The sequence below is a fragment of the Marinobacter sp. genome (assembly GCF_052091845.1).
Lineage (GTDB): Bacteria > Pseudomonadota > Gammaproteobacteria > Pseudomonadales > Oleiphilaceae > Marinobacter.
In genome coordinates, this window is record NZ_JBQDCO010000053.1 from 1 (window position 1) to 20,981 (window position 20,981).

Consider the following 20,981-nt stretch of genomic DNA (forward strand, 5'->3'; position numbering starts at 1 on the left):
ATCATAGCACTTTTAGCCGCTTCTTTTTATCCCTTCATGAGAAATCCGGGCTAGGGTTAATCGGTTTAGCGAATCGTGCCGAAGGCTATACTCAAAAGCTGGCTGACGAACTGACTCCACTGTCACAAACTCTGGGTATGCTGATAGAGCGTAAGCGTCTGTACGAAGAAAGAAGAACCCACAAAAAAGATCTCGAGCTAGCAACCAATTACGACGTTCTGACCGGCCTGCCCAACCGCCGTCGACTCACCGAACTGTTCGAAAAAGAATTGTACGAGGCCAACCAGAGGAATGGCTCGATCTCGGTGTGTTTTATTGATCTGGACGGTTTCAAAACCATCAATGACAGCCACGGCCATACGGTGGGCGATGCAATGCTCAAATCCGTAGCCGCCAAACTTAAGGCCGCCGTGCATTGCCACGACATAGTGGCCCGCCTTGGCGGTGATGAGTTTGTGGCCATTCTGCGGGATGTCGACGACGACCGAGTTTACGCCCGTCTTCTGGATGCCATCCGACAGCCCGTCAGTTTTCGGCACCACCTACTTCAGGTTTCGGGAAGCATGGGTGTCACAGTATACCCCGACGATAACGCTGGAACTGACTTACTGCTTCGCCATGCGGGTCAGGCCATGTCTACCGCCAAGGAAACCGGCAAGAACCGCTTCAAAATATTTGACCTTGAATCTCACTCATCCCGCAAAGAACGCGTGCGAGTGCTGGAACAAATCGGTGGAGCCCTGCGCCAGAATCAACTGGAGTTGTACTATCAGCCAAAAATCTGTTTTCGTAACCGCTCAGTCAATGGGTTTGAAGCGCTGGTTCGCTGGAACCATCCGGAAGAGGGCGTTCTCGGGCCCAGTCACTTTCTAGACCACATTGAATACACAGAGTACGCCCGCACCCTGGGAAATTTTGCGATTAGTGAAGCGGTAAAGCGGCTAATGGAGTTTGCACAGCAGGATTTGCCGTATACGTTGAGTATAAACCTCAGCCCATCGCACTTCCTGAGCCAACAATTCAGCGAAGATTTATCCGATGCGGTGCGCAACTGCCCAAAAGAGCTGCGAAGCCACCTTATTCTGGAAATCCTGGAAACCACCGCGATGGATGATACAGACACTGTTCTGAAAAACCTTAAAACATGTCAGAAACTTGGTGTAGACGTATCACTGGATGATTTTGGTACCGGCTATTCGTCACTGGATTATTTGCGTCGGTTACCGGCCCAAGAGATCAAAATAGACCGCTCGTTCGTAATGGATATGTTGAACGATACTGATGACAGCATGATTGTTAGCGCCATAGTTAGCCTCTCAAAGAGTTTTGAGCGGCGACTTGTGGCCGAAGGCATTGAAAGTGCAGACGTTGAAAGCAAACTGATAGAGCTAGGTTGTGACCTGGGCCAAGGTTTTTTCTACAGCAAGCCTCTGCCATTATCGGAAGCTCTGCGCTGGGCCGCTGATTTTCGGTGGGAAACCAGATAATTAACTTAAAACCAAGAACCAACCGCCCTGTATGAGGGCAATGTAGGAGAATAAAACATGATCGGATACGTCACCATCGGTGTCAGTGATATGGAAAAAGCCAAGACGTTCTACACGGAGCTTTTAAGCGGCATGGGCGCAAAGCTGCTGCTGGATATGGGCCGGATTGCGTTTATTGGCGAGAGCATGAAGGGGCCCTCGCTGGCCGTGTGCACACCGTTCGATGAGCAGCCAAACCATCCGGGTAACGGCAACATGCTGGCCTTCTGGCCTGGCTCTAAAGAAGCTGTTGATTCCTACTATCAGAAAGCCATTGAGTTGGGAGCCACCAGTGACGGTGAGCCAGGACAACGCATTGAAGATCAGTTTTACGGCGCTTACCTGAGAGATCAGGACGGCAACAAAATGGCGTTTTATCACTTCGGCTAATTGTGGCTGACGGGAGCGGGGGTCGCGTTATTCACCGACCCCCGGTGCCAAACCACCAGTCCGGCAACAAGGACAGATTGACCGGCTGCAAAAAGCGGTCGTCTATCAACCAGATTACCCCCTGATCTTCTGGCGTGCGTATCACTCTTCCCGCGGCCTGAGCCACTTTCTGTAAGCCCGGAACCCGATACGTATACTCATAGCCGGCACCAAAGCGCTGCTGCAGCCTGTATTTGAGAATCTCGTGCCAGGCGTCAAACGGCGGTAAGCCTAAGGTCGCCACAAAAGCGCCGATCAATTGATCCCCCGGCAGGTCAATGCCCTCACTGAACACGCCTCCCAGAACCGCAAACGCCACACTGCCAGATTCCTCCTGAAACCCCGCCAGAAATTCCCTGCGTTGCTGCGGGCTCATTCCGGAATACTGGGATCGTTGGGGCACGTTCGGGGCATTTTTGGCAAGTGCTTCGCTCACCTCAATGAGATATTTGAAGCTGCTGAAAAACGCCAGATAGTGCCCTGGGCGCTCCATATACTGCCGGGCAATCAGCTCGGCAATGGGCTGCGCAGAGGCTTCACGATGTGCCTGGCGAGTGCTGATTTCGGGAGTGAAGTTCACCTGTAATTGATCAGCGCTGAATGGGCTGGGCAAAGAGGTAAAGCGGCTGTCCTCCGGCAAGCCCAGCAGATCGCGGTAATAGATGCCGGGACTGAGGGTGGCAGAGAACAACAGTACCGAAGCGGCCGCCTGAAACCTGTCCCGCAGAAAATCCGCCGGCACCAGATTCTGAATGGTCACACTGGCATGGCCCCGGCCTTCGCGGCGAAACTCGCACAGGGAGTGAGCGCCGAATGTCTCCGCCAGCTTCATGAAAGCAACCGATTCAAACAACACTTCCTGCAACGCCAGGTCCGGCGGGTTGTCTACCAGATAATCCGTAAGCCCCGATACCAGGCCTTGCAAGCTGCCGGTGAGCACGGCAGGCAGGCTGTCCAGAAACACCGGGGCGGTGCCGGCATCCGGGTGATCACTGATAATGCCTTGCCAGGCGCGGGCGGTTCGATCCAGATGCGGCTTTAACACCCTGGGCGCGGTTTTACGGATTTTTAACAGCCGTTGCTGATCCAGCTGTACCGAATACATTCCACGGCCGCGATCTACCAGGTTATGGGCTTCGTCTATCAGCACCGATGTTTTCCAGTTGTTTTGCCGGGTAAGACCATGGAGCAGGGCAGTCTGATCAAACATTCGGTTCACATCGCCAATGACCAAATCACACCAGCGCGCCATCTCCTGAGCCAGAAAATAGGGGCAGATGTTGTGGCCGGCGGCAATCTTCGCCAGCATTTCCTGAATGAGCGTAGTGCCGGCCTGGACGGCTTCGGACCGGGCATCCGGCAGGCGATCAAAAAACCCTTTGGCCAGTGGGCAAGAGTCACCATGGCAGGCTTTGTCCGGGTGTTCACAGGCATCCGTTTTGGCCACCAGTTCCAACGTGCGCAGGGGCCAGATACCGGGCGCTTCCTGGGCGGCTCGCAGACGTTCCACCGCATCCACCGCCAATTGGCGCGCAGTATTGCGACAGGTGAGGTAAGCCAGCCGGTCGTGCCCAGCGGCGGGCATGGCCATCAACGCAGGGAACAAGGTACCCAGGGTTTTGCCCAGGCCCGTGGGTGCCTCCAGCAGCAAACTGCCGCCTTTGATGGTGTTTTTGTACACGGTTTCAGCAAGCTGACGCTGACGGGGACGGAACCGGGCAAATGGAAAACGCAGGCCGGCAAGTCGAAGGTCTCGCTGTTCCCGGTGGTGGGCTTCCTGCTCCGCCCAAAGCCGGTAACGCTCACACAGGGCTTCAAGTTCCTGCCATAGTTCGTCCGCGCGGGCGGTTTCAGCAATCGAAGTTTCGCGCTTTTTGCCGACATCGAAATATACCAATGCCAGCTTCAGGGTGTTGCGCTTTTCCTGACGGCAGAGCAGGGCGCCGTATGCCCGTAGCTGGGCACGATGCATCGCTCGCTGGTGGGGCCGGATACGGGACACATCGCCCCGGTGGGTTTTGATCTCTTCCAGCAAGCCGGAATGTGGGTTATACACATCGGCACGGCCATACAGTTCCAACCCCTTACATTCGCCGGTAAGTGAATACTCGCTTTTATAGCCGTATCCGCGTTTTTCCTGAATGGCTTGGTGGCCGGCAATGCCCTCTTCGGCACTGGGTGCGGGCGTGTAACGAAAGTCCAGATCGCCTTCCCGGGCGGCGAACTCACAGAGGGTTCTCACGGCAACCCTCACGATGTCGTTTCACTATTTTGCCAGCGTACATAACACGCGCTGGCAGCAATGCCCTGGCGCGCAAAAAAGTGCAACCAACGGATTTGGTGATCCTGCAGCCGGTCGCCCGGACCCTTTACTTCGATCATCTCGTAACGAGGCGTGTTGTTAGGTTTCTCCGGGTAGAAGCGGATAAGATCGGGGAAACCACTGCGATGTTCGCGAATATTTAGTAAAATCCGCTCAAAGAGAATCTGTAGGTCGCAAGCGGGAATGCACTCCAGCGCCAGTATTAATAGCGTGTCGCTCAACGCTGGCCAGGTCACAAACGGGTTGGTGATGCCCTGTTTGGCAGCGTAGGTATCCAGTATCTTTTGACGATAACGACCATCTTTCAGAGCTGCAAAACACCGGTCAAAATCAGCCTGCCGACGGCTTACAAAATTCTCCCGCATCAGATCCGCTGGCCCGGTATGGAATGGGTGAAAGAAGGCGCCGGGTATGGCCTTGAAAATCGTGTGCCAACACAGCAGACCGAACAATCCGTTGATCAGCGTGTTCTCAACGTAGAATACGGGGGCTTGCGGGGTTGAGAGGTAGTTTTCAACCACGCCTTCAACAGAACCGGCGGTTTGCGGCAGAGTGAGCGTGAACTCGCGGATCTCCGGGTTCTGGGGTGCAGGCGAAACTGGCGCACCCACTTTTGCTGCCAGCCGCTTCAGAATGCGCGCCAGGCCCTGGGCTTCCGCATCGCTCAATTCGGTGCCCTGCCAGCGTGTAGCTAATGCCCAGGCTTCATCAAAGCGCTTCATCCGCTCCAGTAGCCGCAACCGCTTTAACCTGGCCTCCCGGTGGCTACTGGCGGTGAGTATTTCCAATGCCAGCTCTCGCTCACCCTGGCGTTCCGCCTGCCGACCCAGTTCCAGCAACAGGCGGTCGCGGCGGCTGGTCAGCCAGGGGTTATCCAAGGCATCCGGCACCTGTTCCCAAACGTCTTTGGCCGGCACGCCAGCATCCAGACTCTCGCGGCAATGATGCATGTTCAAATAGATATCCACCTCACCGCGCCGCGAGAACGCTCGTGCCTCAGGGGAAAATTCCACGGTCTCGTAGCGGTGGTGGCCCAGCTCCACCAGTACAAAATCCGACCAACTTTGGCGCAGATTGCCGAAAAACATCAGGCGAATACGGTCGAATAGCCCCGTCTGGTTAACACGTACCACGGGTTTTGCATGGTTACTCAGCCAGTTATCCGGTGTGCGGGCATCCATGAATATGTCCTGTAAGACCACTCGCATTCCCGCCTTAGGCAGGTTTTTAGCGAATCCCGCCTCCACCACTACAGGTACAAAAACCGGCCGCAGTTCGGCCAAAGTGAATAAGCGAAAGAGGTCATCCAGGCTCAGTAGTGGGTCGGCATCCAGCCAGTCACCGGCAACCAGATCATCCAGCGCTTCGGTTTCCGGGCCTCCCAGCTCCGGATACTTCAGCTTGTCAGCACGGAACACATCACCGCTGCGCATCACCATTCGGGTCAGCAGGGCACGCGCGGGGCGAGGCAATTCAAAAAAGCCCTGCAGACAAGCCGTCTCCTGCTCAAGCAGAAGATCAAAGTGGTGATTCGCAACCCAGGCCACCACCGTTTCCATATTTTGCAGGTAATACAGAGGGTTTTGAAGATCCGCAGAAGTGGGCCGGGGGTGTTTACTCATCATGGATCAAAACGTCTTGGTACTGAACACAGGCATACGCTACCTTGATCCTTTCGGCCCGTTTATTACAGAGATGTAATGGTTTGTACGCACAGCCTGCCCACAGGCTCAGTTGCTACTCTCCGGCGCTTTCAGAAACCCTGAAACCAATAGCTGGAGTTTGCTCATGGGAAGAAAAATCGGTTTGATACTCAGTCTGTTACTGATGACAGGCTGTGCCACAGCCACGGAAGAGCTACGAATTTATACCGAACAATACCCGCCTTACAATATGACCTCAAACGGTCAGCCATTTGCCCATGCGACAGAAGACATTAGCGGGGTGTGCACGGATACGTTGAAAGCACTTCTGGCGAATACCAACCTGGACTACAACATCAAACTGCGAGATCTCAGTTATGGCCTGAACCGGGCCAGCAAACATACCAACCATGCTATCTACTGTGTCTCCAAAACCGCGGACCGCGAACCTTCCTTCAACTGGGTCGGGCCTCTGGCATCCATCAAATGGACGCTGTTTGCCAAACCCGGCTCCACTATTGAACTGAAAACTCTGGAAGATGCTCGCCAGTACCGCATAGGGGGCTACAATGGCGACATTATGACAACCTATCTGGCTGAACAGGGCTTTGATGTTCAGGCCATCACTAAAAACGGGCTGAACGCCCGCCGCCTCGTGGAAGATCAGATCAGCTTGTGGGTGGCCGATGGCCTGGCTGGACCTTACATGGCCGCCGATGCCGCCGACGTTACCAACCTAAAGCACGCGCTGGTGTTCCGCGAAACCCCAATGTTCCTCGCCGTTAACAAGGACACCGACCCGAAAATCCTGCAGGCCCTGCATGAAGGCTACCGCAAGCTGGTGGCGTCTGGCGAAAAAGAGGCCATTTCCCAGGCCTACGGCTTCTAAACCCCTGCCTCCGCCGCGGGACCGGGTCGTTCAGATCCCGGTCTCCCCCGGCTGCATGCGTACGCCGGCGATTTTCCAGGCATCCTCAGCTCTCACCATCCGGTAATACACCTTCCAGCACTCGTCCTGCGGCCCCTTGAGTTTTACCACCTGAATCTGGAAGCTGCCGTGGGGCAGCGGCCCAGGCCTGCTTGCCATCGTTGTTGGCAAACGCTTCGATCTGGCTGAGAATGGTATGCTGAATGTCAGCTGCCTGGTTGTTGTCGGCGTAGGCAGGCAGCGCAGCACCTGATATTGCACACGTTTTAACCGTTACGAAAGTCGCGATTCTTCAGACTTCCCAAAGATACTATTCCCATTCATGTCTGGCCCGGTTCATGTCTGGCACCCAATAAGGAACACCATGCCCCAAACCACCGCCATTACCCCCGGTTTCCACGCCGTGCACGCCAATCACCTGGAAGACCTGCGCCGGGCAGTAGTGTTCATCTGTCAGCAAAATCCGTTGCCGCCGCTGCAGAGCGAAACCTTTCTGGTGCAGAGCAACGGCATTGCTCAATGGTTGAAGCTGGCGCTGGCGGAGAAGCGCTCGGAAGATGGCAGCGAAGGCGGCTTGGGCATTGCGGCCGGTATGGATTTTTTATTCCCGGCACGATTTATCTGGCAGGCCTACCGGGCTGTTTTGCCAGATGGTGAAGTGCCGGAGCAATCCCCTTTCGATAAGCGCCGGCTGGTGTGGCGGCTTTATAGGTTGTTACCGGAACTCGTGCATACAGACGAGGTGTTCAGCCCGCTGGCGCGTTTTCTGGAGGGCACAGACACGGATTTACGGGCGTTCCAGCTGGCCGAAAAAGTAGCGGATCTGTACGACCAGTATCAGGTATTCCGCGCCGACTGGCTGGCGGCCTGGGAGCGGGGCCGCGATGTGGTGATCACCGCCCGCGGTGAAGAAAAGCCGGTTGAGGAAGACACTCGCTGGCAACCTATGCTGTGGCGCAAACTGGTAGAAGATACAGGCCCTGAAGCCAACACCAGCCGCTCGCAGATTCATACCCGGTTTATGACGGAAGGCCAGCACATAACCCACCCTGCCAACCCGGGCCGTTTGCCCGAGCGCATTGTGGTATTCGGCGTGTCATCGCTACCCCGCCAGGCGCTGGAGGCGCTTTACGTACTTAGTCGCTTCAGCCAGGTGGTGCTGTGTGTTCACAACCCGTCGCAATTCTATTGGGCGGATATAGTCAGCGACCGGGAACTGCTGAAAGCCGAGCGCAAGCGCGGTGCCAGTCATCCCACGCTGTCGCAGATTGAAGATGCGGACCAGCTGCACCAACACGCTAACCCTCTGCTGGCTGCCTGGGGCAAGCAGGGTCGGGATTACATACGCCTGCTGGATGAGTTTGACAACCCGGAAGAGTACCGTGACAGATTTCAGATGCCGGATCAGAAAATTGACATCTTCTCGGAGCATGGCACAGGGCAAACACCTTGCCTGTTGCACCAGTTGCAGAACGACATCTACAACCTCACCCCGTTACAGGACATTCGCAACGAGCAGCGGGTGCTGAACCCGAATCAGGACCGTTCTGTCGCCTTCCACGATGCCCACAGCCCACAACGGGAAGTAGAGATTTTGCACGACCAACTGCTGGCTGCCTTCAACGCCGATTCGACACTGCGGCCCCGGGATGTGATGGTGATGGTGCCGGATATCAACGTGTACGCACCCCATATTCAGGCGGTGTTTGGCCGCTATTCAGCGGGGCGAAAGCGCCACATTCCCTTCACTATTTCTGATCAGGGCCAGCGTAATCATGAGCCGGTTCTGATTGCCCTGGAAACCCTGATGTCGTTGCCCCGCAGCCGGTTTGGCGTGAGCGAAATCATCAGCCTTCTAGAAGTGCCCGGTATCCGCGACTGTTTCGAGATTGCCGAAGAGGAGATTCCCCTGGCCAGACGCTGGGTTGAAGGCGCTAACATTCGCTGGGGCCTGCACGGCGCCCATCGGGAAAGCCTGGATCTGCCGGCGGATCTTGAGCGCAACACCTGGCAATCGGGCCTGCGCTCCATGTTGCTGGGTTACGGTATGGGCGATGACGATCCCTGGGCCGGGGTTCAGCCCTATGGCGAAATTGGTGGTCTGCAAGCCAGTTTGGCGGGGCGGCTTGGGGAGTTTGTGTATCGCCTTGAAACCCTGTGGCAAGCACTGCAGGCCAGCCGCACGCCACGGCAATGGGAGGAGCTGTTCTCTGCCATGCTGGAGCAGTTTTTCCACAATGTGGCAGACCACGACCTGTTACTGCTAAACCGCTTCCGTCGACAGCTGGAACAGTGGCTGGACGACACCCTCGCAGCAGGGTTGCAGGAACAAGCCCTGCCACTGAATATTGTAAAAGATGTATTACTGCAAGGGCTGGATGAAGGCGGTTTGAATCAGCGTTTTCTGGCTGGCAAAGTGAACTTCGCCACACTGATGCCTATGCGCGCCATTCCCTTCAGGAGTGTGTGCCTGTTAGGTATGAACGATGGCGACTACCCGCGCTCCCGGCCGCCGGTGGATTTCGATTTGATGGCTCAGGATTACCGCCCCGGCGACCGTTCCCGCCGGGAAGACGACCGCTATCTGTTTCTGGAAGCCATGTTATCAGCTCGCGAACAGCTTTATATAAGCTGGGTAGGGCGAAGCATTCGTGATGATTCGCCAAGGCCTCCGTCGGTGCTTGTAGGCCAGTTACAGGATCATCTCAACAGCCTCTGGCAGGTACAGCAGCACCCAGAGGTGTCGGTAACGACCGCCCTGACCACATGCCACCCGCTACAGCCATTCAGCCGCGATTATTTTCCCCAGGCCAACGGGCAAAGTCATCGCAAAGACAGCCCGCCAAAGCCTCTTGCAGACGTGCTGCACCAACGCAACCTGTTCACCTATGAGCAGGAATGGCGCCGTGCCCACAGTAACAGCGCAACCCGGCATCAACAGGAAGCACTGCCCTTCCGGCAACCAGAAGACCCCATCACCCTCAACGATCTGGCAGGTTTTCTGAAAAAGCCGGTGGATACGTTTTACCAAAGCCGCCTGCAGGTGCGTTTTGAGGATGTGGAAGAGGACGACACAGATACCGAAAACTTTGATCTGAACGGCCTCGACCGTTGGCGTCTGGATAGCGAACTGATCGAACAAGGACTGCTGAAGAGCGACGACAAAGAAGAACTGCAAGAACGCCTGGAAAGCACTCTGGATTGCATGGCCCGGCGCGGCGACCTTGGCATGGGCGTCACAGAACACCGGCTGCGCAACGAACTCTCCGGCCGCCTGCCGGATCTATTTGAACGCTATCAAAGCGCCCTGGCCGACTGGCCCGAAGCCATCTACGAACCTGTGCAATTTGAACACAGCCTGACCAACAGCACAGGCTCTGTGGACGTGCTGGATTTGATTGGCAGTTTGCGACGCAATTCCGAAGGGCAAACCTGCCGGCTGGTTATCGCCGCTTCCAGCCTGCTTACTGGCAGCGGCAAGAGTAAAAAGCTGCGTTACGCCAATTTGATGCGAGACTGGGTGATTCATCTGGCTGGGCAGCTTACGGAGCATCCCTTTGAAACGCTGATCCTGGGCAAGGAAGAAGGCCGGAAAGTTCGTTTTCTGCCGCTGGCACAGGAAACCGCCACCAAACACCTGAATACCATAATGGCCCGCTGGATAGAAGCCAGCACCCGCGCTCTGCCCATACACTGTGAGGCCGGGTTCGCCTGGATTTACAGTTTTTACCAGAGCAAAAAATTCCTCGGTGATCACGAACGCGCCATCAGCGATGCCCAACAGGCGTATAACACGGCACTGGAGCGGGACACAGGCTACTTGCGAGGCGCCTTCGAAAGTGCCGAATTGTTACTGGAAAGCGGTGAATTTGAGGCGTTATTGCACGATCTCTACGTGCCTTTATGGGAAGCGGAACAGGACAAATCTGCCGCGCAGCAAATTGAGGGCACTCTATGACAGCCAGCAACACTCAACTAACCGGGAGCAAAGGAAAGCCCAATCTCGACCCATTAACACTGCCCCTGAACGGCAGCAGCCTGATTGAAGCCAGCGCCGGCACCGGCAAAACCTTTACCATCGCCATCCTCTACGTGCGCTTGGTACTGGGCCACGACCAGCCTGAAGGCAGTGCGCTGGCGGCCGGCATGCTACCACCGAACCTGCTGGTGGTGACCTTTACCGATGCCGCCACCAAGGAACTGCGGGATCGTATACGCACCAGGCTGACCCAGGCTGCCGAGGTGTTTTCCGAGGCTGCTGACAGCGCCGAGCCATCGGCCGAAACGGCCTTGATTCACCAACTTCGAGACGACCATTACCCGGATCCGGAAACCTGGCCAGACTGTCGGAAAAAACTGCTTCTCGCTGCCGAGTGGATGGACGAAGCCGCGGTATCGACCATTCACGCCTGGTGTAACCGCATGCTCACAGAGCATGCCTTCGACAGCGGCAGCCTGTTCCAGCTGACACTGGAAACCGACCAGAGCGATCTGCTTGACGAAGTGGTGCGGGATTACTGGCGCACGTTTATCTATCCGCTATCGCCAGCGCTGATGGACGAAGTGGTGGAGCACTGGAAAACCCCTGACAACCTGCGGGCAGCCGTGCGCAATCTGATTGGCGACGCGGAGGCGTTCGAGGTAGGCGCAGACAATGTGGAACAGGCCATTGAGGCCACACTGCAGCAGCGCCGGGAACAGGCTCAAGCTTTGAAAGCGCACCCCTGGGCTGCCTGGAAACCCGAAGTAACCGACATGCTGATCGCGCTTAACAAGAGCAAACGCCTGCATGGCGGCAGCATGAAACCAATGATTGCCGCCTGGGACAAGCTGCCGGACTGGGCTGCCTCTGACGACCTTTACCCGGAAGGACTGGAGAAAGCCGGCTTTCAGAACCAGACGCCGGAGATACTGGCGAGCAAACTGAAAGGCGATGGCGATGTGCCCCATCACCCGGCCTTTGATGTCATCGAAGAGCTGATTGCCTTTGCGAACAACCTGCCCAGCGCCGAAACCGACATTCTGAAACACGCCACCCACTGGATTGCGGCACGGCTGGAAGCGGAAAAGCAGAAGCGTTCGGAAATGGGTTTCGACGATCTGCTCACGCGGCTGGACGATGCACTTCATGGCCCCCGCGGCGACCAACTGGCCGCGACCATCCGCCGCCAATTCCCGGTAGCGCTGATCGACGAATTTCAGGACACAGACCCGGTGCAGTACCGTATCTTCAACCGGATTTACCGGGTTTCGGAGAACCAACCCGATACCTGTTTACTGATGATCGGCGACCCTAAACAAGCTATTTACGGCTTCCGTGGGGCGGATATATACACCTATCTGGATGCCCGCGCCGGCGCCCATGATCGCACCTGGACACTGGGCCGCAACTTCCGGTCGTCCAGGCCTATGGTGAACGCGGTTAACCGGGTATTTGAATACGGCGATCTGCAAAGCCCAAAAGGGGCTTTTCTGTTCGGCAAAGGCGACAACTCGCCGCTGCCATTCCAGGGCGTGGAAGCTAACGGTACCAAACGCCTGTGGTCAGTGTGTGGCGAGATACAGCCCAGCCTTACTCTGTGGTCACTGGAAAGCGATCAGGAGGATAAAAGCGGCAACCGTAAGAGCCTGGCTAAAGGCAGCGCAACCACCGAGATGGCGGAAACCTGTGCCAGCGAGATTACCCGCCTGCTGACCTTGGGCCAGCAAAAATTAGCGGGCTTTGCACTGGAAAGTGACCCGGCTGATATAGAACCGGTAGAACCCAAAGACATCGCCATTTTGGTGAATAATCGCAACGAAGCGGCTGCAGTGCGGGAGGCTCTTGGCCAAAGGCGCATCAAGAGCGTGTACCTGTCTGACCGGGATTCGGTACTGACCTCCCAGGAAGCAAGCGAGGTACTGTGCTGGCTCAAAGCCTTCGCCGAGCCCCGACAACTGGCCTATGCACGGGCAGCACTGGCTACGCCTACGCTGGGCTTACCCTGGCGTTATCTTGACCAGTTGCTCACCGACGAACTGGCCCTGGAGCGGGAAATCGAGCGTTTTACGGGTTATCAGAAGCAGTGGCATAGCCAGGGCGTGCTGCCCATGCTGCGCAGCTTCTTAATGGATTTTGAGGTGCCCGGCCGGTTATTACAGCGCCCGGACGGCGAGCGCCGGCTGACCGACATACTGCACATTGCAGAGCTGCTACAACAGGACAGCCTGCAACTGGATGGTGAACACGCTCTGGTGCACCATTTCACCCAGATTTTACGGGCGGCAGACGAAGAAGACGAGCATCGCACCCTACGTCTGGAAAGCGATGCCGGGCTGGTAAAGGTGATCACGGTGCACAAATCCAAAGGTCTGGAATACCCGTTGGTATTTTTACCCTTTGGCACGGCGTTTCGCGCCCAGAGCGACAAACAATCCTTTGTGCGCTATCACGATGACCGGTCAGAACTAATCACCGTATTTGATCCAAAACCGGAAGACGTTGCCCGGGCGGATCAGGAGCGGCTAGGGGAGGATATCCGAAAACTCTACGTAGCGCTGACCCGTTCCCGCTTCGCAACCTGGGTGGGCGTGGCGGAAATCGAAAACTGGCACCTCAGTGGTCTGGGCTATCTGCTTGGTGATGAATCCGCCAGGCAAAAACCTCTCAGTGATGCATTAAACCAACTCACCAGCGGCCATCCAGAGCTGTCTACCGAACCACTACCTGCCGCTGCCGAGCTGCATTTTACAGAGGAGGCACCCGCCACTCTGGGGCCGGCGCTTATCTCAACCCGTGAGGCGCGGGAAGACTGGTGGATTGCCAGCTATTCTTCCCTGGAATATACCGGCCTGGCCGGCACAGGCGCTGTGTTTAAAAGTGAAGCAGAAGACGCAGAAACCCAAAACCTGCGGGAAGAGGGTGCCCATAACAGCGATGAAAGCAGTCTGATTTTTGCTCTGGCCCAACGCAACAACCAGCATCTTTTCCCCAAAGGTGCAGGCCCGGGTACGTTCCTGCATGATTTATTGGAGTGGTGCGTGCAACAGGGCTTGCAACAGGTTGTGGATAACCCATTGCCACTGCGCGAACAGCTTATAAAACGCTGTAGCACACGGGGCTGGAGCGACTGGGTAGACACGTTGGAGCACTGGATACTGGCACTGATCCAACGTCCGTTACCGTTGAATCGCAGTGGCAATGAAAGCATCAGCCTGGCCAGCCTGGGCACGCTGCGCCCCGAATTGGAGTTCTGGTTTGAAAGCCGCAACGTAAGCACAGGGGCCATGGACAGACTGGTCACCCAATACACTCTTAACGGAGCCGACCGACCACAAGTGGATGGCGGCCGTTTCAACGGCATGCTGAAAGGCTTTATCGACCTGGTGTTTGAACACAATGGGCAGTATTACGTGCTGGACTACAAATCCAACCATCTTGGCGACAACGACAGCGCCTATACAGATCAGGCCATGGGCGATGCCATTCTGGAGCGGCGCTACGACCTGCAATACGTGCTCTATTTGCTGGCCCTGCACCGATTATTGAAAGCACGGCTGCCGGATTACGACTACGACCAGCACGTGGGCGGAGCGGTGTATCTTTTTTTACGGGGTATACATGCGCCGGGAGCCGGGGCGTTTACTGACAAACCACCCAAAGCAATGATCGAACAGCTGGATACCATGTTCGATGGCAAGGCGGCCGGGGAGGTGGCAGCATGAGCAAAAAACAGCACACCGACAACCAGTTTGCCTTTGACCTGGGTGACGCTCCAGATCCCGAAACCCCGGCATCCGGGGCTGGCGGAAACGACAGCGCCAGTCTTGCGCTGACCGACACAACCACGGTTTTACACCTGCTGGATAACTGGCAGCAAGCCGGCTGGGTTCGCCCACTGGACGTGCGCTTTGCGCGATTGATTCAGGATCTTTCCGAAGAGCAGGGGGCGGCACCCAAACCCCTGGTATTGTTGCTCGCCGCATTGACGTCCCACCAGGTTGGTCGGGGCCATGTATGCGTAGATCTGGCTAACCTGCTGGCCGATGCGGACACCACTTTGTCGTTGCCGCCGGAGGAGCCAACCGGAACCGGTTCTACAGCAAACCAGGAAGCTTCAATCGGGGTGCCTGCAACTTTGCCTGCCCCTGACACACACCAAATCAGCCCGGGCGATCTCTTGGCCGGCATATCGATTCAGGAATGTGTATCGTCTCTGGGAGCGGCTTTTGCGGTAAGTGATGGCTCACCAACTACGCCTTTGGTATTGAACAGCACCCGGTTATACCTGCGCCGTTTCTGGCGGTACGAGCAACAAATTGCTGCCGGTATTCTACGCCGTTTGGCGCAACCCTCTCCTTTGGCTGACCCGGCTTCAGCTGCCGCCCACACCCTGAGCCAGGCACTGAATACCCTGTTCAAACCACAGGGTTCAGTGGAAGCGTTTGTGGACTACCAGAAACTCGCTTGCGCCCTTGCAGCACGTCATCGTTTTGCGGTTATTACCGGCGGTCCCGGCACTGGAAAAACCACCACCGTGGTGAATTTGCTGGCAGCCCTGCAGTCGGTCGCCGGTGAATCCACAGAGCGAAGCGGGCGCAAATACCGCATACGCCTGGCGGCCCCAACAGGCAAAGCTGCCGCGCGATTAAACGAATCCATTGGCGGAGCCGTCAGCCGCCTGCCACTTGCACAACTGCCCGGGCAAGTGAGCCTTGGGGATATTCCCACCAAAGTAACCACTTTGCATCGGCTTCTGGGCAGCCGCCCGCACACCCGAATGTTTCGCCACAACCGCGACAACCCGCTGCTGGTGGATATTCTGGTGATCGATGAAGCGTCTATGGTGGACCTGGATCTGATGGCCTCGGTATTCGATGCACTACCGGCCAACGCCCAGTTGATCCTGCTGGGCGACAAAGACCAACTGGCCTCGGTAGACGCCGGCGCTGTGCTGGGCGAATTGTGCCAGCGCGCGACACAGGGGCATTATCAGCCAGAGACCGTGCAATGGCTGAAATCCATTACCGGAAGCGACATTCCGTCAGGCCTGCAAGACACTGAGGGCCAGCCTCTGGATCAAGCCGTGGCCATGCTGCGCAAGAGCTATCGCTTTGCCGAAGGCAGTGGCATTCGGCATCTGGCGGAAGCGGTCAACACCAATACTTTGGATGTCAGCACCTTGAAACAAGCCCGTGATGCGGAATTTGAGGATGTGATTTGGCTAAATGGCCACAACAAAAAGCCGTCTTTGGAAGCCACACAAGCACTGATCTGCGGTCATGTGATCAACGGAAGCCCGGAAGCATTCTGCAATAGTGGAGAAGGGCGAGTAGATGGCAACAATCAACCTCTGCCGCCGCCGGTAGGTTACCGCCAGTACTTAACGTTGATGCAGGATCACGGCCTGAACAGTAACAGCACTACTGAACACTGGGACGAATTGGCGAGGTCCGTCTTGAAGGCCTTCAGCGACTTTCAGGTGTTATGCGCCTTAAGGCGCGGCCCCTGGGGCGTAGAAGGCTTGAACGAGTTGATTGCTCAACACTTGCTGGCGCAACGGCTGATTCCACGGGCCGAAGGCTGGTATGCCGGTCGCCCGGTGCTGATTACCGGCAACGATTACAATCTGGGTTTGATGAACGGCGATGTAGGCATTACCTTCAGCCTGCCCTGGGGTTCCGAATCCCAGACCGGCGGCAACCCTGAATCCGTGCTACGCGTAGCCTTCCCGGCCAGCGACGGAAGCGGCGATATCCGCTGGATATCCCCCAGCCGGCTGCAGCAGCTGGAAACCGTATACGCCATGACGGTGCACAAGTCCCAGGGCTCGGAATTCAATCACACCTGCCTGGTGCTACCGGATCGCCTAAGCCCGGTGCTGACGCGAGAATTGGTATACACCGGCATCACCCGTGCTAAAAACTGGTTCAGCCTGATAACCGGCGATGCCAGTGTGTTCAGCGAGAGTGTGGGCCAGAGAGTTGTGCGTGCTTCGGGGTTGGCTTCGGTTCTCGCTGGCCGTGGCATCCGCTAACCTCGGAGTTGTGCGTTGCACCCAAATACAACGCCCACCTCAGCCGGAAAACTCAGTCACTCAAAGAAACATCATCACTATGCTGCTGCAGCCACAACCTGGCGTAGTAACCGTTTTTAGCCAGCAACTCACTGTGCCCGCCACTCTCCACAATCTGACCATGATCCATCACCAAAATAGAATCTGCATCACGCACGGTAGATAAGCGGTGCGCGATAACCAACGTAGTCCGGTGGCTGCTGACTTCGTTGAGCGCCCCCAAAATAGCCTGCTCGGAAATAGAATCCAGTGACGACGTAGCTTCATCTAAAATCAACAGCGGCGGATTTTTCAGCAACACGCGGGCAATAGCCACACGCTGCTTTTCACCGCCGGAAAGCTTCAAACCGCGCTCGCCTACTTTGGTGTCGTAACCTTCTGGCAGGCTGCGAATAAAACCATCTAGCCGCGCCTGTTTCGCGGCGTGGTACACTTCGGCTTCTGTGGCTTCTGGGCGGCCGTAGGCCAGGTTGCGGTACAGGGTGTCGTTAAACAGCACCGTGTCTTGCGGCACCACGCCTATGGCTGCGCGCAGGCTGTTCTGGTCAACCTCGCGAATATCCTGGCCATCAATAGTGATGTGACCTTTATCTACATCAAAGAAGCGGAACAGCAAGCGGGCCAGGGTAGATTTACCCGCGCCACTGGCACCCACAACCGCCAGTGTGTGCCCGGCCGGTATGGAAAAATCTACATCCTGCAGAATCAAGCGATCCGCACGGTAGGCAAAATGGACGTTGTGAAAGCCAACCTCAGCTTTATCCACAACCAGCGCTGGTGCTCCATCCGCGCTTTCAATGGCTGGCCTTTCGCCTAGCAAACCAAACAGGCGCTCTACATTCACCAAAGATTGCCGGATTTCCCGGTACACAAAACCCAGAGCGTTTAGAGGGATAAATAGCTGAAGCAGGTAGGCGTTTACCATGGTGAAATCACCCAGAGTAATCGCGCCACTGGCCACTTCCCGCACGGCCATTACCATGATGGTAATCATCGCCGCGCCGATAATCAGGGCCTGGCCGGAGTTGAGTGCCGCCAGGGACAAGCGATTCTTCAGGCGCGCCTGCTCCCAGCCGGCAAGGTCCTGATCGTAAAGCTTGGCTTCAAAGGTTTCGTTATTGAAGTACTTCACGGTTTCGTAATTAAGCAGGCTGTCGATTGCGCGGGAGTTTGACTGGTTGTCCCGGGCGTTGGCTTCGCGCACAAACCTGGTTCGCCACTCGGTAACCACAATGGAAAACGCGATATACACCACCACGGCGATGAGAATGGCCAATACATAGCTGACGCTAAACGCTACCAGTAAAATGCCGGCCACCATTACGATTTCCAACAGAGTGGGAACAATGTTGAACAGGGTGAAGCGCAGCAGAAAGCTGATGCCGGTAGTGCCCCGTTCAATGTCCCGGGCCAGCCCGCCGGTTTTCCGATCCAGATGAAATGCCAGTTCCCGATCATGAAGATGCCGGAACACCCGCAGTGACACCCGCCGCATGGCGCGCTCGGCGACCCGTGCAAACACCGCATCCCGCAACTCACTGAACAGCGTGCTGCCGAATCGCAGCACGCCATAGGCCACTACCAAGGCTACCGGTATCCAAAGCAGCAGTTCGCCGCTTTCCCGGCCCTGATCCAGGTAATCGACAACGTATTTCAACGCTATGGGGGTTGCCACCGTGGCCAACTTTGCCAGGATCAGAAAGGCAACGGACAAAATCACCCGCCCGCGGAACTCGGCTAAATAGGGCCAGAGCCCAGCGATCACTTTCCAGTTGGGTTTGTGGTTGGCAGCGTAATCACTATCAGCGTAGGCGCGCACTCGGGTTCCTTTTTTATGGTGGGGTATCGGTTAATACGGAATTACGAGCATGTGGGCAGGTTCCTACGGCCAGAACACGCTGTAAATACTTCCCTGTACGCTCGACAAAAGCCATCCTTGGCTTTTGACGGTTCTGGCCGTAGGAACCTGCCCACATGCTCTTGTCTGACTGTATGATAAGTCTTCTACTTCAAGCATAACCGTATAGCCGGCCAAGTTTACAGCAGCAGGCCCTCAGGAGGCACACCATCAACATCAATCACCGCAAGGCCCTGGAACTGGTCGTGGGCTTTATAAACCCTTATCGTAAAGCAGTTGCAGGTGCGCTTGTCGCGCTGGTTATTACCGCAGGGATCACTCTAGGCTTAGGGCAGGGGTTGAGGATTCTGGTGGATCAAGGTTTGGCTACCCAATCCCCCGACGATCTGGCCCGGGCCGTTGGGTTATTTTTCATTCTTGTGCTGGGACTGGCTTTCGGCTCCTTCGCGCGCTTCTATCTGGTGTCCTGGATCGGCGAGCGGGTGGTGGCGGATATTCGCAAACAGGTCTTCAATCATCTGATTGATCTGCACCCGGGATTTTTCGAGCAAAACCGGGCACTGGAAATTCAATCACGCTTTACCGCCGACACCACGGTGCTGCAATCGGTGATCGGCTCCACGGTTTCCATTGCCTTGCGCAATGCACTGATGCTGGTGGGCGGGCTTTTACTACTGTTCATCACCAACGCCAAGCTGGCGGGAATCATTCTGCTGGGTTTTCCGCTGGTGATCGTGCCCATTCTGTTTTTCGGCAGGCGGGTGCGGCAGTTGTCACGGCTGAGCCAGGACAGGGTGGCCGATGTAGGCAGCTACGTGGGCGAGAACCTCACACAAATCAAAACCCTGCAGGCGTTCAATCACCAAACCCATGATCGGCAGTTCTTTTCGGATGTGTCGGAGCGAGCCTTCGACATCGCCAGGGAGCGCATCAGGCAACGGGCCTGGCTGACCACTCTGGCTATCTCGTTGGTTATGGGTGCGGTTGGCATTGTGATCTGGATTGGCGGCCTGGATGTGATCCACGGGCGGATCACACCGGGGGAGCTGGCTGCGTTTGTGTTTTACAGTCTGCTTGTGGGCGTAGCGGCGGGGGCCATCAGTGAGGTGATTGGTGAGCTACAACGTGCGGCCGGTTCCGCTGCAAGGCTGTTCGAGTTATTACAAACAAAGCCGGCATTTGACCGGCCATCTGTGGAAGAGGCCAATGAATTCCCCCGTGCCATTAGCGGGGATATTCGTATCAAAAATCTCACATTTCACTATCCCGGTCGCAGCGACCACCCGGCACTGGCCGATATCTGCCTGCATGTTCAGGCCGGGGAAACCCTGGCATTGGTGGGTCCTTCCGGGGCCGGAAAATCCACGCTGTTTGATCTGTTACTGCATTTCTATCAACCCGGTAGCGGTACTATTCATATTGATGGTACAGACAGCACAACCGTATCCCTGGAAGCGTTGCGCAGCTGCTTTTCGCTTGTGCCCCAGAACCCAGCGTTATTCCACGGCACGGTGGCAGACAACATTCGCTACGCACGGCCAAACGCCAGCCAAGTCGATGTGGAAAAGGCCGCTCGTATTGCCCATGCCCATGAGTTCATCGCAACACTGCCTGATGGCTATCTCACCCGCCTGGGAGATGCAGGGCTGGGGCTCTCAGGCGGTCAGAAGCAGCGGTTGGCTATTGCCCGGGCATTGCTAGCCGATGCGCCCATTTTGCTGTTGGATGAGGCCACCAGTGCACTGGATGCAGAGAGCGAGAGTCTTATTCAACAAGCCATGCCGGCGCTCACCTCTGGCAGAACCACTCTGGTGATTGCGCACAGACTGGCCACTGTGCGGGATGCCGATCGCATCGCCGTTCTGGATCAAGGCCGCTTGTTGGCGGTGGGTACCCATGATGAGCTGATACAAACCAACCCACTATACCGGCGCTTGGCGGCATTACAGTTCCGGGAGCCACCGGCATAATATTCGGCTTGATTTGATTGTGTCATTCACCAGTACTTCCTACACTGGTTGTGACACTCTACACTGGTTATAAAGAGTTGCACTGTTAGTGAAACCGTTTAATGGAAGACGCAGGGAGAATGGCAAAGTGAGCAACAAAGAATTGCAAGCACTCAAAGAACGCTATGTTGCGGCAGGCGCGGCAAGTCCCAATGAGCAATTTGCTGACCACGCAACCAATTCAGAACTGTGGGACGCAGACGGCAAACG

General features: G+C 56.3%; 11 protein-coding genes. 7 read left to right on the forward strand and 4 right to left on the reverse strand.

What is annotated here, in order from left to right; translation table 11 throughout:
- Both ACTHYN_RS14185 and ACTHYN_RS14190 read left to right on the forward strand, forming a co-directional pair.
- The coding region (locus ACTHYN_RS14185) for a putative bifunctional diguanylate cyclase/phosphodiesterase (protein ID WP_441813085.1) at positions 1–1,487 on the forward strand (1,487 nt) is incomplete at its 5' end.
- 57 nt (positions 1,488–1,544) lie between these two features.
- The gene (locus ACTHYN_RS14190; RefSeq protein WP_441813086.1) at positions 1,545–1,916 is read left to right on the forward strand and encodes a VOC family protein; all 372 of its coding nucleotides are present in this window, start codon (positions 1,545–1,547) and stop codon (positions 1,914–1,916) included.
- Positions 1,917–1,947: 31 nt separating this feature from the next.
- On the opposite strand, the gene ACTHYN_RS14195 is transcribed toward ACTHYN_RS14190, so the two are convergent.
- On the reverse strand, positions 1,948–4,209 hold the full coding sequence (locus tag ACTHYN_RS14195) for a helicase C-terminal domain-containing protein (protein ID WP_441813087.1): 2,262 nt from the start codon (positions 4,207–4,209) through the stop codon (positions 1,948–1,950).
- The gene (locus ACTHYN_RS14200) at positions 4,206–5,900 is read right to left on the reverse strand and encodes a VRR-NUC domain-containing protein (protein WP_441813094.1); all 1,695 of its coding nucleotides are present in this window, start codon (positions 5,898–5,900) and stop codon (positions 4,206–4,208) included. The genes ACTHYN_RS14195 and ACTHYN_RS14200 overlap by 4 nt, the downstream gene beginning before the upstream one ends.
- Positions 5,901–6,066: 166 nt before the next feature.
- Between ACTHYN_RS14200 and ACTHYN_RS14205 the strand changes: the two genes are divergently transcribed.
- Entirely contained in the window at positions 6,067–6,810 is a 744-nt protein-coding gene (locus ACTHYN_RS14205) for a substrate-binding periplasmic protein (protein ID WP_441813088.1), read from the forward strand.
- Positions 6,811–6,840: 30 nt separating this feature from the next.
- On the opposite strand, the gene ACTHYN_RS14210 is transcribed toward ACTHYN_RS14205, so the two are convergent.
- Entirely contained in the window at positions 6,841–7,008 is a 168-nt protein-coding gene (locus ACTHYN_RS14210; protein ID WP_441813089.1) for a DUF4864 domain-containing protein, read from the reverse strand.
- Between the two features lie 205 nt (positions 7,009–7,213).
- Between ACTHYN_RS14210 and recC the strand changes: the two genes are divergently transcribed.
- From recC to recD, 3 genes are read left to right on the forward strand one after another with little or no spacing between them, the layout of a single operon-like run.
- The gene (gene recC, locus ACTHYN_RS14215) at positions 7,214–10,807 is read left to right on the forward strand and encodes an exodeoxyribonuclease V subunit gamma (RefSeq protein ID WP_441813090.1); all 3,594 of its coding nucleotides are present in this window, start codon (positions 7,214–7,216) and stop codon (positions 10,805–10,807) included.
- A complete protein-coding gene (recB, locus tag ACTHYN_RS14220; protein WP_441813091.1) occupies positions 10,804–14,553 on the forward strand; it encodes an exodeoxyribonuclease V subunit beta in 3,750 nt (1,249 codons plus the stop codon). The genes recC and recB overlap by 4 nt, the downstream gene beginning before the upstream one ends.
- Positions 14,550–16,865 (forward strand): exodeoxyribonuclease V subunit alpha, encoded by a 2,316-nt coding sequence (gene recD, locus ACTHYN_RS14225; RefSeq protein ID WP_441813092.1) that lies wholly within the window; start codon positions 14,550–14,552, stop codon positions 16,863–16,865. Before recB ends, recD begins: the two co-directional genes overlap by 4 nt.
- A gap of 52 nt (positions 16,866–16,917) precedes the next feature.
- On the opposite strand, the gene ACTHYN_RS14230 is transcribed toward recD, so the two are convergent.
- Positions 16,918–18,723, reverse strand: coding sequence for an ABCB family ABC transporter ATP-binding protein/permease (locus ACTHYN_RS14230; RefSeq protein WP_441813093.1), 1,806 nt, complete (start codon positions 18,721–18,723; stop codon positions 16,918–16,920).
- Positions 18,724–18,995: 272 nt separating this feature from the next.
- Here ACTHYN_RS14230 and ACTHYN_RS14235 point away from each other — a divergent pair, with 272 nt between their 5' ends.
- Entirely contained in the window at positions 18,996–20,732 is a 1,737-nt protein-coding gene (locus tag ACTHYN_RS14235; RefSeq protein WP_441813095.1) for an ABC transporter transmembrane domain-containing protein, read from the forward strand.
- The last annotated feature ends 249 nt before the right edge of the window (positions 20,733–20,981 follow it).